The following is a 13951-nucleotide window of genomic DNA, read 5'->3' as shown; positions in this document are numbered from 1 at the left end:
TCGGCATCCCCTTCCCGTTTTCCTGTGCCCGGCGCTCAGCCGAGGCTCACGTTCGAGCGCGTGAAGCGCCCGTACACCGCATACAGCACGAGCGTCGCCGCGAGCAGCAGCCCGCCGAGCGCACACGCCATGCCCCAGTTGATCGTCACGTTCGTGAAGTACGCGACGTAGTAGCTGACCATCTGGTCGTTCGGCCCGCCGAGCAGCGCGGGCGTGATGTAGTAGCCGATCGCGAGGATGAACACGAGCAGCGCGCCCGCGCCGACGCCCGGATACGTCTGCGGCACGTACACGCGCCAGAACGCGGCGAACGGATGGCTGCCGAGCGACACGGCCGCACGCTGGTAGGTCGGCGGAATCGACTTCATCACGCTGTAAAGCGGCAGGATCATGAACGGCAGCAGGATGTGCGTCATCGAGATGTACACGCCGACGCGGTTGAACAGCAGCGTGAGCGGATGCGAGATCAGCCCGCTGCCGATCAGCGCCGTGTTGATGAGCCCTTCGCTCTGCAGCAGCACGATCCATGCGGCGACGCGCACCAGCACGGACGTCCAGAACGGAATCAGCACGAGGATCATCACGAGGTTCGCGCGCCGTTCCGACAGCGTCGAGATCCAGTACGCGAGCGGATAGCCGAGCAGCAGCGCGAACAGCGTGACGGCGATGCCGATCACGAACGTGCGCCCGAAGATCGCGAGGTAGATCGACTGGTCGGGATCGGCCTGCACGATATGGCCGAAGCCGTCCTGCTTGTGGTCGAGCGCGGCGAGCAGATAGAACGGCGACACCTGGCTGCCGTTCTTCGCGATCGCCTGCCAGTACGCGAGCTCGCCCCAGCGCGCATCGAGATCGATGAATTTCGCGCGCGTCTGCGCGGGCGTCAGCGCCGCGTCGCCCGCGTTACCGTCGCCCTTGAACGGCATCGCGCGCGCCGTCTTCGCGACGAGCGAGCGATAACCGGGGATCTCGGTGTTCAGGCGCCGTGCGAGCGCGCCCATCGCCTCGCTGTCGGCCACCTTCGTCATGTCGGCCGCGAGCGCGACGTACGCGGCGTCCGCCGGCGGCGTCTTGCGGTCCCAGCCCGACAACGCGGCGACCGTGTTCGGCAACGCGGTCGCGATTTCCGGGTTCTGCACCGCGCGCGTGAGCAGCGTGCCGATCGGCACGACGAAGATCAGCAGCAGGAAAATCGCGAGCGGCGCGACCAGCAGCAGCGCCATCGTGCGCTTGCGCGCCTCGGCGGCCTTCAGCTCGCGCTTGAGCGCGGCGGTCGACGGCGAGGAAGGCGCGATCGTGATCGTATTCAACGGTTCTCTCCGGCCGGGCACGTTCCGGCGGAAGGCCGCGCGACGGGTTCGACGCGTCGCGCGGCCGGTTGCATCACGGCATCCTTCAGGATGCCCGACCGGTTACTTCGTTGCCCACGCGGCGAAGCGCTGTTCGAGCTCGTCGCTGTGGTCGGTCCAGAAGCCGATGTCCTCCAGTACCGCGTTCTTGCCGTTGGCCGGCGAGTTCGGCAGGTTCGCGAGCGTCTTCGCGTCGAGCGACTTGATCGCGGCGACGTTCGCCGGACCGTACGCGATGTGCTGTGCATACGCCTGCTGCGGCTTCGGCGTCAGCGTGTACGCGATGTACTGCTCGGCGAGCGCCTTGTTCGGCGAACCCTTCGGAATCGCCCAGTAGTCGAGGTCGTAGATGCTGCCGTTCCACACGACCTTCAGGTTCTTGCCTTCCTTCTGCGCGGCGTCGATGCGGCCGTTGTACGCGGTCGACATCACGACGTCGCCGGCCACCAGGAACTGCGGCGGCTGCGCGCCCGCTTCCCACCACTGGATGTACGGCTTCAGCTCGTCGAGCTTCTTGAACGCGCGATCCTGGCCGGCCTTCGTGCCGAGCACCTTGTAGACGTCCTTCGTCGCGACGCCGTCGGCCATCAGCGCGAATTCGAGGTTGTAGCGCGCGCCCTTGCGCATCCCGCGCTTGCCGGGGAATTTCTTCACGTTCCAGAAATCGGCCCAGCCGGTCGGCGCGGTCTTCAGCTTGTCCGCGTTGTACGACAGCGCGGTCGACCATACGAAGAAGCCGACGCCGCACACCTGCGGCGCTTCCGGAATCAGGTCGGATTTCTTCGCGATCTTCGACCAGTCGAGCTTCTCGTACAACCCTTCGTCGCAGCCGCGGTTCAGGTCGCCCGATTCGACTTCGACCACGTCCCAGTTGACGTGCTTGGCCTCGACCATCGCCTTCACCTTCGCCTGCTCGCCGTTGTATTCGACGGCCGTGACCTTGTTGCCGGTCGCCTTCTCGAACGGCTGGTTGAACGCGACCTTCTGCGCGTCGCCGTTCGCGCCTCCGAAGTTGACGACCGTGAGTTCGGCAGCGGCGGCCGATGCGCCGAACGCGACCAGCGCCAGCGCGAGCGCCGTGCGGCGCGCGGTAAAGCTTGCTCGTTTCATGATGGTTCCTCTCCTCTCGTGGTGGAAGTGGGCTTTGTTGTTGACGACGTGCTACGGGAAACCGGGTGAGCCATGCTCACGCGAACACGCGCAGGTGTTCGGGCGAGAACGCAAGCGACACGGGTGCGCCGGGCGAGAACGCGTCGAGCGCGCCGGTGCCGAGCGGCACCTTCACGAAGCATTCGTCCTGGCCCGGCAGCGCGCAGCGCATGCGCACGTGATCGCCGAAATAGATGAGGCTGCGCGCCTCGCCGGTCACGCGGTTGGCGGCGGCGCCGTTCTGGTGACCGTTCGCGAGGCCGTTGGCGAGGCTCATGCGTTCGGGGCGGATGCACGCGACGGCCGCCGCGCCCTCGGCGGCTTCGCCGATATGGCGGCCGACGAGCTTCGTGCCGTCGTCGAGCCGGAACTCGCAGAATTCGCCGTCGACGCGCGCGATGGTGCCGCGCAGCCGGTTGCTGTCGCCGATGAAGTTCGCGACGAATTCGTTGCACGGCGATTCGTACAGGCGGTCGACGGTGTCGAGCTGCTGCACGATGCCCTTGTCGAACACGGCGACGCGATCGGACATCGTCAGCGCCTCGCCCTGGTCGTGCGTCACGTACACGAAGGTCACGCCGAGCTTTTCGTGCAGCGCCTTCAGTTCGTACTGCATGTGTTCGCGCAACTGCTTGTCGAGCGCGCCGAGCGGCTCGTCCATCAGCACCAGCTTCGGCTCGAACACGAGCGCGCGCGCCAGCGCGATGCGCTGCTGCTGGCCGCCCGACAGTTGCGCCGGGTAGCGTTTCGCGAAGCGCTCCATCTGCACCATCTTCAGCGCATGCGCGACGCGCTCCGCACGCTCGCCGGCCGGCAGCTTGCGCACCGTCAGCGGATACGCGACGTTCTGCTCGACCGTCAGGTGCGGAAACAGCGCGTAGTTCTGGAACACCATGCCGATGTTGCGCTTGTGCGGCGGCACGTTGTTCAGCAGCTCGCCGTCGAGGCGGATCTCACCGCCCGTCGGGAACTCGAAGCCCGCCAGCATCATCAGGCAGGTGGTCTTGCCCGAGCCGGACGGCCCGAGCAGCGTCAGGAATTCCCCTCGGTGGATGTCGAGGTCGAGCGATTTGACGACCAGCGTCTCGCCGTCGTAGGTCTTCCGCACGCCGCGAAAGCTGACGATTACATCATCGGACTTCATCGTGCTGTCCCCTGGTTCCGCGCCAATTGATTTTGAGATGCGAGCCACTATACGGCCCGCACGGTTCTATACTAGGGAACCATTTCAATATTCCTAGTAGGACCACTTTGGATACCGTGATCCTCGCCGACTGGCTGTCCGCCCGTCTGGACCGCAGCTCGTCCGAGCCGATGTACCGGCAACTGCTGCAACTGATGCAGCAGGCCATCCTGACCGGGGAATTGGGGCCAGGGACGAAGCTCCCGAGTTCGCGCACGCTCGCGGGCGACCTGTCGATCGCGCGCAATACCGTGCTGCACGTGTACGACCAGCTGACCGCCGAAGGCTACGTGCTGACGACCACCGGCAGCGGCACCTACGTGGCCGACACGCGGCCGGACGCCGCCGCGATCCGCGTACCGGGCGCCGCGCCGCCGTCAACGGCCGGCGAACTCCCGCCGCCCGACGCGCAGGGCAGCCTGTCGATGCGCGGGCGGCAACTGGTCGAGCATGCGGGCGTCTCGCGGCGCCAGTGGGGCGCCTTCATGCCGGGCGTGCCGGACGTGTCGGAATTCCCGAGCCGCACGTGGAGCCGCCTGCAGGCACGGCTGTGGAAGGAGGCCAATCCGGAGCTGCTGACCTATGCGCCGGGCGGCGGCTACCGCCCGCTGCGGCGCGCGCTCGCCGATTACCTGCGCGTCGCGCGCTCGGTCAAATGCTCGCCGGACCAGGTGATCATCACGACCGGCATCCATCAGTCGATCGATCTCGCGGTGCGGCTGCTGTCCGACATCGGCGATCGCGCGTGGGTCGAGGAGCCGTGCTACTGGGGCGTGCGCAGCGTGCTGCAGGCGGCCGGCCTCACGCTCGCGCCGGTGCCGGTCGACCAGGAAGGGCTCGACCCGCGCGCGAGCGACATGCAGCATCCGCCGCGGCTCGTGCTCGTCACGCCGTCGCACCAGTACCCGCTCGGGATGGTGATGAGCCTCGCGCGGCGCCGCATGCTGCTCGAATATGCGCGCCAGCACCGCTGCTGGATCATCGAGGACGACTACGACAGCGAATTCCGCTACGGCAGCCGCCCGCTCGCGTCGCTGCAGGGGCTCGACGACGGCGGCCGCGTGATCTACGTCGGCAGTCTCGGCAAGATGCTGTTCCCGGGGCTGCGGATGGGCTACATGGTCGTGCCCGAGCATCTGGTCGACACCTTCCGCACGGGGCTGTCGGAGTTGTACCGCGAAGGCCAGCTGATGCAGCAGGCCGTGCTGGCCGAATTCATCATGGACGGCCACCTCACGTCGCACGTCAGACGCATGCGCACGCTGTACGGCGAGCGCCGGCAACTGATGATCGACGCGATCCGCGCGCGCTTCGGCGACGCGCTGCCCGTGATGGGCGACGAGGCCGGCCTGCACCTGGTGCTCGGCCTGCCCGATGCGTGCGACGATCGCACGGTCACGCAGAGTGCATTCGACGCCGGCGTGATCGTGCGCCCGCTCACCAGCTACTACAGCAATGCCGACACCGCGCGGCAGGGTTTGCTGCTCGGCTATGCATGCGTCCCGCACGAAGGCATCCGGCCCGCGTTCGACACGCTCGCCCGTGCCATCGAGCAACATCTGCCACGCAACATCTCGCGCGCGGCATGACGCCCGCCGCGCGCGGCGGCGCGCGGATCAATGCGCGCTTCCCGCTCCACGATCGAGCGATGCCGCGCGCACGGCCTCGCCGGGCTTCGTAAACACGCGCTGCCGCAGCGCGGCGATCTGCGCGTCGCGATCCTGCGGCGACAGGCCGGCCGACTCGATCTGCGCACGCTGCGCCGCGTAGTCCGCGTAACGGCTCTGCCACGACGCGTCGTCCTGCTGCATCTGCGCGACGCGTGCGGCCGCCTCGGGGCCGAGGGTCTGCGTCAGTTGCGCGCGCATCGCGTCGGGCGTCGCGCCGCTCTTCTGCAATTGCGCGATCTGGTCGATCGCGGCGCGCTGCCGCTCCACCCGCTGCCGCGCCGCGCGTTCGTCGGCCGGCATCTGCTGTTCGAGCGCCGCGAGCCGCTCGGCCTTCTGCGCGTCCGTGAGTGAGCGATCCTGAACGATCTTCAATCGTGCGAGGTCGTAGCGCTGCCGCCACTGCTCCGCGCCGAAAAACGGCTGGCTCCAGTCGCCGAGCGTGCGGTACGCAAGCGACGCGCGCTGGTCGAGCGCGAGCTGCAACGCACCCGGGTCGGACTTGTCGACCGCGCCGGCATCGGGCAATTTGGCGAGCGCGTCGAGATACGCGCGATACCGGTGCCACACGTCGAGCGCCTCGGCCTGCGCGACCGTGCCGTCGAGCTGCGCGGCGATTTCGCGGACGACGAACGCGTCGAGCGCGGCCGCGCTCAGGTCGCTCCGCGCGGTCAGGCAATAGTCGAAGAAATCGCGCACCGCGCGCGATTTCGCGAGATGGCCGCCTGCATCGAGCGGCAACCGCGGCGCGCTGGAGCCGGCGAGCGACGGCGGCAGGCCCGCCCTCGCCGGCGCGGCGGCCTGCGGTGCGGCGGTGGGCACGCCCCCGACCGCGGCCGCATCCTGCGCATCACTCGTCGCGCCCGTGCCTCGATGCGATCCCGCACCGCTCCACATCGCGACGCCGGCAATCGCCGCCAGCCCCACGACACCATAGATTGCAGCGCGCCGCGCGAGCGGCGCGCGCCCTTCACGTGCCGCCATCGATCACACGCCCGCGAGCTTCAATCGGTTCGCATGCGTGCGGATCACCGCGACCGGATCTTCCGCATACGCGCCGCGCACGCCGAGCAGCTGGTTGATCTCGTCGACATGGTTCCACTTGTAGCTCGTGCTCAGCACCTGGCCATACAGCGCGCTGCACTTCGACACGAGCCCGTCGTTCGGGCCCGAGCCGCGGTTGATCATCACCGTGCCCGTGCCGTACAGCGCGGGCGTCGACACGTCGAGCGCGTTCGCCGGATCGACGACCGGAATGGTGCTCGTGTCCGTCGCCCCCGTCACGCCGAGCACGGAAAGCGTCGGCTGGATCGCCGTGCCGGCCCACGAATACAGCAGATGCGTGTTGCCGCCGACGGTTTCCGTCGGCGCGCCGGTCTGGCAACTGCCGGGCGCGCCGAGGCCCGCGCTCGGATAGTTCTGGTTGTAGGTGGCCGCCTGCGCGGTCGTCAGCGTCTTCAGTGCGGCGAGGGCGTCCTGGTTCGTGTTGTGGCTGCTGCTCGTCAGGATCCCGAACACATTGACGAACGCGGCGATCACCGTCGACGACAATCCGGTCGGATCGTACGCGAGCACGCCCTGCACGAAGTCGGCGAACTCGGAGCCGCGATGCGGCGTGCCGATCGTCGTCACCGACGCGACGAGATCGGGCGCGACGGCCGCGACATAGCGCGACGTCAGCCCGCCCTGGCTGTGACCGACGAGATTGACCTTGGTCGCGCCAGTCGCGGCGAGCACCGTCTTCACGTAGGCCAGCAACTGCTCGCCGCGCCCGTTCGGGCCGTCGTCGCTCTGGAAGCCCGACACGTTCGCGACGTAGACGGTCGCGCCATGCTTCTGCAGATCCTCCTGGATACCGTACCAGTAGTCGAGTACGCCTGCATACTTGTCGGTGCCGGTCAGCCCGTGCACGAGAATGATCGGATAGCGCGTCGTCGCATAGTCGTCGGCGGGCGCGGTTGCCGCCATCGCCGTATGCGTCGTCGCGAGCGTCGTCAATGCGGTCGTCCCCGCGAACGGCGCGACGCTCATCGCGCATGCCACTGCCCCTGCCATTACCCTGGAACGCATCGATTTGGCCATGCATGTTCTCCTGGTTATTGTGCTGCCGGTGCGAATGACACCGGATCGACACGCACGCCGCATCGCGCGCGCCGCGTGTGTCGAATGCGGGAGTGAAGCACGACTCGCGAACGTTTGCGCCCCGACTAGATACGGTTCTCTAATCGGTTGACGCGCGCCGCCCGTTCGGGCGGTGCGGCGCCCAGGCACGCGCATGCTGCGACGCACACACGCGTGGCTCGCTACAGCTTCGCGCTCACGCGCACCCACGCGGTACGCCCCGGCTCCATCACCGGCGCGTTCGCCGGATAGCCGAAGCCGGCGTTGCCGGCGAGGTTCAAATGCTCGGTGTAGGCCTTGTTCAGCACGTTGTCGACGCCGACCGAGATCTGCACGGTCTTGCTGACGTTGTACTGCGTATGCAGCGACAGCACGCCGAATCCGGCGCTCGGGCCGAAATCCTTGCCGACCACGTTGCCCGCGTTGAGTGCATAGCGATGCTGCGGCGCAACGATGCGCCACAGGCCGCCCGCCGACCATGCACCGCGCGTGTATTCGAGCCCGATGCGCGCCTCGAGCGGCGGCATTTGCGGCAGCGGATCGCCGCTCGCCACGTTGCGCCCCCACGCATACGCGAGCGACGTCTCGACGCGCAGCGGCGCGACCGGCCGCCACGACAAGCCGGCTTCGCCGCCCATGATCTGCGCGTTGACGTTCGTGGCCTGCGTGGTCGCGCCCATCATGCCGGCTGCATAGTTGAACAGGATGAAGTCCTGTACGTAACCCGCATACGCGGACACCCACGCATCGAACCGGTCGCTCTTGTATTGCGCGCCGATATCGAGCTGCGTGGTCTTCTCCGGCTGCACCGCCGAGAATGCGTTGACCGAGCCGGCCGGCCCGCGCGTCGCGGAAAACAGTTCCCAGTAGTCCGGATAACGCTCCGCATGGCCGATCCCGGCGTACCACGTGACGGGCAGCGACGCGAGATCGCGCTCGTAGCGCACGAAGCCGCTCGGCAGCACCCTCGACCGGTCGTCGTCGAAAGTCGGGTTCGGCTTGCTCTTCATCATGCCGCTCGTCGTCGCGCGCTTGTCGCGTGCGCTCGCATAGTCGGCGCGCGCGCCGCCGATCACGCGCGACACGTCGCTCGCATACCACGTCAGCTCGCCGAACACGCCCGCGTTCCACATCGTCGCCTGCGCATTCCACGGCTGGTCGCGGTAGTTCTGCCGCCCCATCGACGAACGCGAATCGAGCCGGTTCGATTGCGCATCGACGCCCGTGACGAGCTTGACGTCGTCGCCGAAGCGGAACGTCGCGGCCGCACGCGCGCCGACCGTGCGGCGCCGCACGTCCGCGGCCATCCGCATCGGCATGCTGCTCGTCGGGTCAGGCTGCCGCAACGTGTAGTTGTCCATCACGTGATCGGCTTCGTTGTAGTACACGCGCGCCTCGATCCGGTCGAGCACGTCGCCAAGATGCCGCTTGTCGAACGACAGGCCGAACGTCTCGCGGCGAAAATGCGCACCGTCCATCCCGCGGCCGGCGTAGCGCGCATAGCCGTCGCCGGTGCCGGCGGTCAGCTCGACGCGCGTATGGTCGTCGGGCGTCCAGCCGAGCGCCGCATCGGCGTTCCACTTGTCCCACTGCGACGGCACGGTGTTGCCGTTGCCGTCGTGGTAGTCCTGCGAATGCGCGTGGTTCGCGGTCACGCGGCCATAGACGTCCGGCGTGCCGGCGCTCAGGTCGACGTTCTGGTCGTTGCGGCCGAACGACCCGCCGACGAGGCTGCCGTCGAAGCGCATGCCGGGGCGCTCGAAACGCGGTGTCACACGTTCGAACAGCACGGTGCCGGCCGACGCGCCCGGACCGTACAGCACGGTCTGCGGCCCCTTCACGACGGTGACCTTGTCATAGCTTTCCGGTGCGATGTACGACGTCGGCGCATCCATCCGGTTCGGGCACGCGCCGAGCGTCGGTATCCCGTTCGCCAGGATGTTCAACCGCGACCCGAACATCCCGCGCAGCACGGGGTCGCCGTTCGTGCCGCCGCTGCGGATCGACGTGAAGCCGGGGATCGTCTTCAGGTAATCGGCGCCGTCGCTGGCGGGCAGCGGCTGGCGCGGCGCCTTCGGATCCGTGACGACGACGAGCGGCGTCGACAGCGGCGACGCGACGACTTCGACGGGCGGCAACAGCGCGGCCGCGTCGGCCGTCGCCGCGCCGGCAGCAGGCACGGTTTCGGCCGCGGCGGTGCTCGCGGCGAGCGCGCCGACGGCCAGCGCGGGAACGGTAAGTTTCAGCATGCGCGGCAGAGGCCGCGCACGGGCATTGCGGGGCGCCCGCGGCGCACGCAACTGGGAATGGGTCATGATCGAAAGCCCGAGTGACGCCCTCCACGCGGCCTTGGCGGGCCGCACGGATATCGGCGGTGATAGGAACGGAAAGAAACGCGTCAGGCGCGCTCGGGCGGTGCGCGCGGATAGGCGCGCGGATAGCGGTCGCTGTGCGCCGCGACGGCAGACGACGCGGCGGCGGCAACGGAAACGACGGGAATGGATTCGACCGACGCGGCGGCAGGCGCGCCGATCGCCGGGCTATGCGCCAAGAAAGCGCAGTAGCCGCACGCGTCGAGATGCAGCGCATGATCGTGCACGCCGCCCGCATCGGATGAACGATGCGCACCATGCTCGGTACTGCAGACGATCGCCTCGGGCGTGGCCGCCTGCGCGATACGCCACTGCGACACCAGCGGCGCCGCGATCGCGATCCAGATCGCGAGCAGGCCAAGCCAGGCAGTCAGGTGACGATGTCGGTACAGCATGGACGGCGACGCGTAAGCGGAACGTAAAAACAGCCGAGATGTTACAGAATGTTCAACGCGATGACCAGTGCGGACGACGGTAAACGAACCGGGGGCGCATGGTTGTCAACACAACCATGCGCCCCCCCCCATGCGATGCGGGCCGGCGGCGGATGATCAGGGCGCCATGCGCCGCAACACGTCGTCGCGCCGGATGAAGTGATGATAGAGCGCGGCCAGCGCATGCAGGCCGATCACGAAGTAGAACGCGTTGCCGATCAGCTCGTGCGCTTCCTTGATCGTCGGCCGCAGTGCCTTGTCGGGGCCGAACAGCGTAAACGACACGCCGAGCCAGTCGAGCGACACCGGCTTGCCGCCCATGTTGATCGTCATGATGCCGAGCAGCGGCTGCGCGATGATGAACGCATAAAGCGCGAAATGCGCGAGCTTCGACAGCCAGCGCAGCAGCGCCGCCTGCGCAACCGGTTCCGGCACGCGGCTGACGACGCGCCACAGCACGCGCAGCACCGACAGCACGAGGACGCACGTACCGGCCGTCACATGCACGTTCATCCAGAACGCGCGGCTGTCGCTGCCCTTCGGTCCGCGGATCTCGATGGCCAGATAGGCGAGCGCGACCAGCAGGAAGACGGCCCAGTGGAAGAAGATCGCGGGCGAGCTGTAGCGCGTCTGTTTCGCGAGGATGTTTTTCATGCTTCGTCTCGTGTCGTATTCGGGGAGAGGTGCGGGCCACCGGCCTGCGCCCGGCAAAGCTGTGACGATTGTAGCCGCACGGGCGTCCGGCTTTGCACGACGCGGTCAAATATCCGATCCATCGTCGACGCGCGCCGCACAATGGCCGCCCTATGGAAAATCCGCATCGCGCGCCCGGGCGGCTGTGGCACGATGAAGCTTTGGTGCGACGGCGCGCGGGCATCATGAGCAAGGCGTTCTTCGTTGCGGCCTACCGGCTGATCGCCGCGTTGCTCGCGGTGTCCACCACGCTGCACAGCGTCGCCGACTACTGGCGCCTGCCGGATTTTCATCTCGGCAACTACCTCAGCTACTTCACGCAACTGAGCAGCCTCTACGCGGCCGCGATGCTGGCCGCGGGGCTGTCGCGCATCGCGCGCCCCGGCTCCGCCCGCTACGAATCGATGCGCGGCGCGGCGGTGCTGTACGTGCTGATCACCGCGATCGTCTACGAGTTGCTGCTCGCGCGGCTCGATGCGCTGCGCCACGTCACGCCGCCGTTCAACAACTGGGTGCTGCACCGGATCGTGCCGCTCGTGGTGCTGTGCGACTGGCTGTATGTCGAACCGCGCTCGCCGATTCCGCGCCGCAGCGCGTTCGCGTGGCTCGGCTTTCCGGTCGTCTATCTCGGCTATACGCTCGTGCGCGGCGCGGTGGAGAACTGGTATCCGTATCCGTTCGTCGATCCGCGGCCGCACGGGTACCTGCCGGTCGCGATCCAGTGTTCGATGATCGCGCTCGGCGCGGCGGCGCTCGCGCTGGGCATTTGCTGGCTCGGGAATCATGCGAGACAGTCTGGCAGCGCGACGCTTAAGGAAGGATGAAGGCGGAAAAGAGGAAAGAAGCAGGAACGTGTGCGCCGCCCGGCGCACACGTGGCGATGCCGGCGATCAGCGGCCGTTGCGCGGCAGGAAGTTCATCGGATCGACGACCTTGCCGTTCTGGCGGACTTCGAACTCGAACGTCGAACGACCGCTCGCGTCGGTGCCCATTTCGGCGACCGGCTGACCCTGGCGCACCGCGTCGCCTTCGTTGACGAGCAGCTTGCCGTTGTGTCCGTAGGCCGTGATGAGCCCGTTGTCGTGCTTCAGGATCACGAGCGGACCGTACGCCTGGACGCCGGAGCCGGCATATACCACGCGCCCGTTCGCCGCGGCCCGCACCGAACGGTCGGGCCCGGATGCGGCGATCACGACGCCGCGCGTCTTGCCGGCCGAGAACGGCGTCGCGACGACACCCGTGGCCGGCCATGCGAGCGAGCCTGGCTGGGCGGCCGACGCGGGCGGCTGCCCGTACGAGGTCGCAGCCGGCGGCGGCGCGACCCGCAGCACCTGGCCGGGCGACACGGCATCGGTGGGCGCCATGTGGTTCCAGCTGGCGACGTCCTGCACGCGCTGCCCGTAGGCGCTCGCGATGCCCGCCAGCGTATCGCCCGGGTTCACGCGGTAATAGCCGGCGATCACGCCCGGCGTCGCCGCCGACGTGGACGCCGGCTGGCGGGCGGGCTGCCAGTTGTCGGTCCACGGCGTCATCGTGCAACCCGTCAGCGCGATGGCCGCGGCAACGAGCGCCGCCTGCGGCAGCCAGCGCGTGAGCGTGTCGTGGATGGGAATAGTTTCTCTCAAGGGTCCTCCCGGATTTGCGTCGTTGCGCCGCCCGCCGCCCTCCGGCGCGCGACGCACGATGTCCGGCCGAACGGCCGGATCAATCAGTATCCGACCGCTTGCGCGGCCGTCAGTTTCCACAGCGGAACGTCGACGCGAATGAGCTCACCGGCCCCTTTTTCGCGTCGTCCCGATCGGCAAAGATACCATTTGTCGCGGTCAAGGCCCCGACAGTTGCCCGACCCGGAAACAATCTTGCGGCGTCGCACGGGGGGCGCCGGTCGCCTGCGGGCCGTGCCGGCGGGCGCTTTGGGGGTTTTTCGCTGGCGCGGCCGCCCTTGCCCGCGGTCTCGGCGCCGTCATATTGTCCGCTTCGATCCCCGCCTATACTCGGTGATGCGCAGCGCGAATCCAACGACAACGACGAGGATGACAATGAACAACGCGACGTTTCTCTCCGTGCAGCTCGACGCCGACGATTTCGCCGGTTCCAGCGGTCTGGTCGAATTGCTCAACCGGCACCTGTTGTTCGCGACCGACGTCGCCGAAGCGGCCGATGCGCTCGTCCAGTTGGCGAGCGTCACGCATTTGACCGGCGCCACGCGCCACAGCGTCGAGCTACCGGTCCTCGCGATCGAGCGGCTGCGCGACGCGCTCGATACGCTGAGCGGTTACGACGAAACGTGGCTGCAGGTACTGGAACCGGCCGAAGCGCTGTTCCGCGATATCGGGCGCGGCAGGCGCCCGCTGCACTGAACGGCCGCGCATCGCGCGCCGCCAATGAAAAAACCCGCCGTACCGCATAGCGGCACGACGGGCTTTTGTACGACAGAGGGTCGGATGCGGTCGCCAGCGCGGCCGTACCATTAACGACCCTTGTAGACCGGTGCGCCGTCCGAGACGCGCTTGACTTGCCAGCCGGTCTTGGCCGGAGCCGGCGCGCCCGATTCCTGGCCGGCGGCCGGTTGCGCACCGTAGCCGGTCGTGTCGGCCGCGGCGACGTTCTGTTGCGGGTTCACGCGGGCTTCAGCAGCCTGGATGCCTTCCGGGTAGTTCGTCCGGTCGCTGCCCAGCTTGTAGCCGGCCTGTTGCAGCTGGACCAGCTCGGCCTTCACCTGGGCACGGGTGACGGGCGCGTTTTGTTGGGCGAACGAGACGGCGGGAACGGCGAGGACAGCAGCAGCAGCGAACGTTGCGATCAGCGATTTCATGATTACCTCCGGGATTTTTTTGCTCCGCCGCACACACCATGTCTGCAGCGATGGAACAGAGTTTAGTCCCGACAGCACCTAGGGAAAACCATGAAAGAGCGAAAACACTGTTTCCCCGGAGCCAACAATGTCAGCATCCGGGATAGAAAAACCCTATTCAAAGAATAG

The 13951-nt window shown here is 67.8% G+C and carries 13 protein-coding genes; 3 read left to right on the top strand and 10 right to left on the bottom strand.

Features of this window, described 5'->3' with window-relative positions; all coding sequences use genetic code 11:
• Nucleotides 1-35: 35 nt before the first annotated feature.
• The 3 genes from CFB35_RS20020 to CFB35_RS20010 all read right to left on the bottom strand — a co-directional run bounded on the left by CFB35_RS20020 (nt 36) and on the right by CFB35_RS20010 (nt 3642).
• Entirely contained in the window at nt 36-1301 is a 1266-nt protein-coding gene (locus CFB35_RS20020) for an ABC transporter permease (RefSeq protein ID WP_179231798.1), read from the bottom strand.
• Between the two features lie 111 nt (nt 1302-1412).
• The gene (locus CFB35_RS20015) at nt 1413-2459 is read right to left on the bottom strand and encodes an ABC transporter substrate-binding protein (protein WP_059639157.1); all 1047 of its coding nucleotides are present in this window, start codon (nt 2457-2459) and stop codon (nt 1413-1415) included.
• A 76-nt stretch (nt 2460-2535) separates the two neighbouring features.
• On the bottom strand, nt 2536-3642 hold the full coding sequence (locus tag CFB35_RS20010; RefSeq protein WP_059582835.1) for an ABC transporter ATP-binding protein: 1107 nt from the start codon (nt 3640-3642) through the stop codon (nt 2536-2538).
• Nucleotides 3643-3749: 107 nt separating this feature from the next.
• Here CFB35_RS20010 and CFB35_RS20005 point away from each other — a divergent pair, with 107 nt between their 5' ends.
• Entirely contained in the window at nt 3750-5270 is a 1521-nt protein-coding gene (locus tag CFB35_RS20005) for a PLP-dependent aminotransferase family protein (protein WP_059639156.1), read from the top strand.
• Between the two features lie 27 nt (nt 5271-5297).
• Here CFB35_RS20005 and CFB35_RS20000 read toward each other — a convergent pair whose 3' ends face one another.
• The 5 genes from CFB35_RS20000 to CFB35_RS19975 form a co-directional block, all read right to left on the bottom strand.
• A complete protein-coding gene (locus CFB35_RS20000) occupies nt 5298-6332 on the bottom strand; it encodes a lipase secretion chaperone (RefSeq protein WP_059582843.1) in 1035 nt (344 codons plus the stop codon).
• A gap of 3 nt (nt 6333-6335) precedes the next feature.
• Nucleotides 6336-7430 (bottom strand): alpha/beta hydrolase, encoded by a 1095-nt coding sequence (locus CFB35_RS19995; RefSeq protein ID WP_059582845.1) that lies wholly within the window; start codon nt 7428-7430, stop codon nt 6336-6338.
• 221 nt (nt 7431-7651) lie between these two features.
• Nucleotides 7652-9784 carry a TonB-dependent copper receptor gene (locus tag CFB35_RS19990; protein ID WP_059582850.1) on the bottom strand — a complete coding sequence of 711 codons (2133 nt, stop codon included), beginning with the start codon at nt 9782-9784 and terminating at the stop codon, nt 7652-7654.
• Nucleotides 9785-9867: 83 nt separating this feature from the next.
• Nucleotides 9868-10236, bottom strand: coding sequence for a DUF2946 domain-containing protein (locus CFB35_RS19980; protein WP_059582853.1), 369 nt, complete (start codon nt 10234-10236; stop codon nt 9868-9870).
• A gap of 156 nt (nt 10237-10392) precedes the next feature.
• On the bottom strand, nt 10393-10929 hold the full coding sequence (locus CFB35_RS19975; protein WP_059582855.1) for a cytochrome b: 537 nt from the start codon (nt 10927-10929) through the stop codon (nt 10393-10395).
• A 224-nt stretch (nt 10930-11153) separates the two neighbouring features.
• Between CFB35_RS19975 and CFB35_RS19970 the strand changes: the two genes are divergently transcribed.
• Nucleotides 11154-11792, top strand: a complete 639-nt coding sequence (locus CFB35_RS19970) for a Pr6Pr family membrane protein (RefSeq protein ID WP_059583144.1) — start codon at nt 11154-11156, stop codon at nt 11790-11792.
• 66 nt (nt 11793-11858) lie between these two features.
• On the opposite strand, the gene CFB35_RS19965 is transcribed toward CFB35_RS19970, so the two are convergent.
• The gene (locus tag CFB35_RS19965; RefSeq protein WP_059582858.1) at nt 11859-12593 is read right to left on the bottom strand and encodes a peptidoglycan DD-metalloendopeptidase family protein; all 735 of its coding nucleotides are present in this window, start codon (nt 12591-12593) and stop codon (nt 11859-11861) included.
• A gap of 414 nt (nt 12594-13007) precedes the next feature.
• Between CFB35_RS19965 and CFB35_RS19960 the strand changes: the two genes are divergently transcribed.
• Nucleotides 13008-13328 carry a hypothetical protein gene (locus CFB35_RS19960; RefSeq protein ID WP_011694691.1) on the top strand — a complete coding sequence of 107 codons (321 nt, stop codon included), beginning with the start codon at nt 13008-13010 and terminating at the stop codon, nt 13326-13328.
• Nucleotides 13329-13438: 110 nt separating this feature from the next.
• Here CFB35_RS19960 and CFB35_RS19955 read toward each other — a convergent pair whose 3' ends face one another.
• Entirely contained in the window at nt 13439-13783 is a 345-nt protein-coding gene (locus CFB35_RS19955; protein ID WP_059582861.1) for a DUF4148 domain-containing protein, read from the bottom strand.
• Nucleotides 13784-13951 lie beyond the last annotated feature (168 nt).

It is taken from the genome of Burkholderia sp. AU16482 (assembly GCF_002223285.1).
GTDB lineage: Bacteria > Pseudomonadota > Gammaproteobacteria > Burkholderiales > Burkholderiaceae > Burkholderia > Burkholderia semiarida.
The sequence above is the reverse complement of the archived record's forward strand: the minus strand, read 5'-3'. Positions and strand labels throughout refer to the sequence as shown.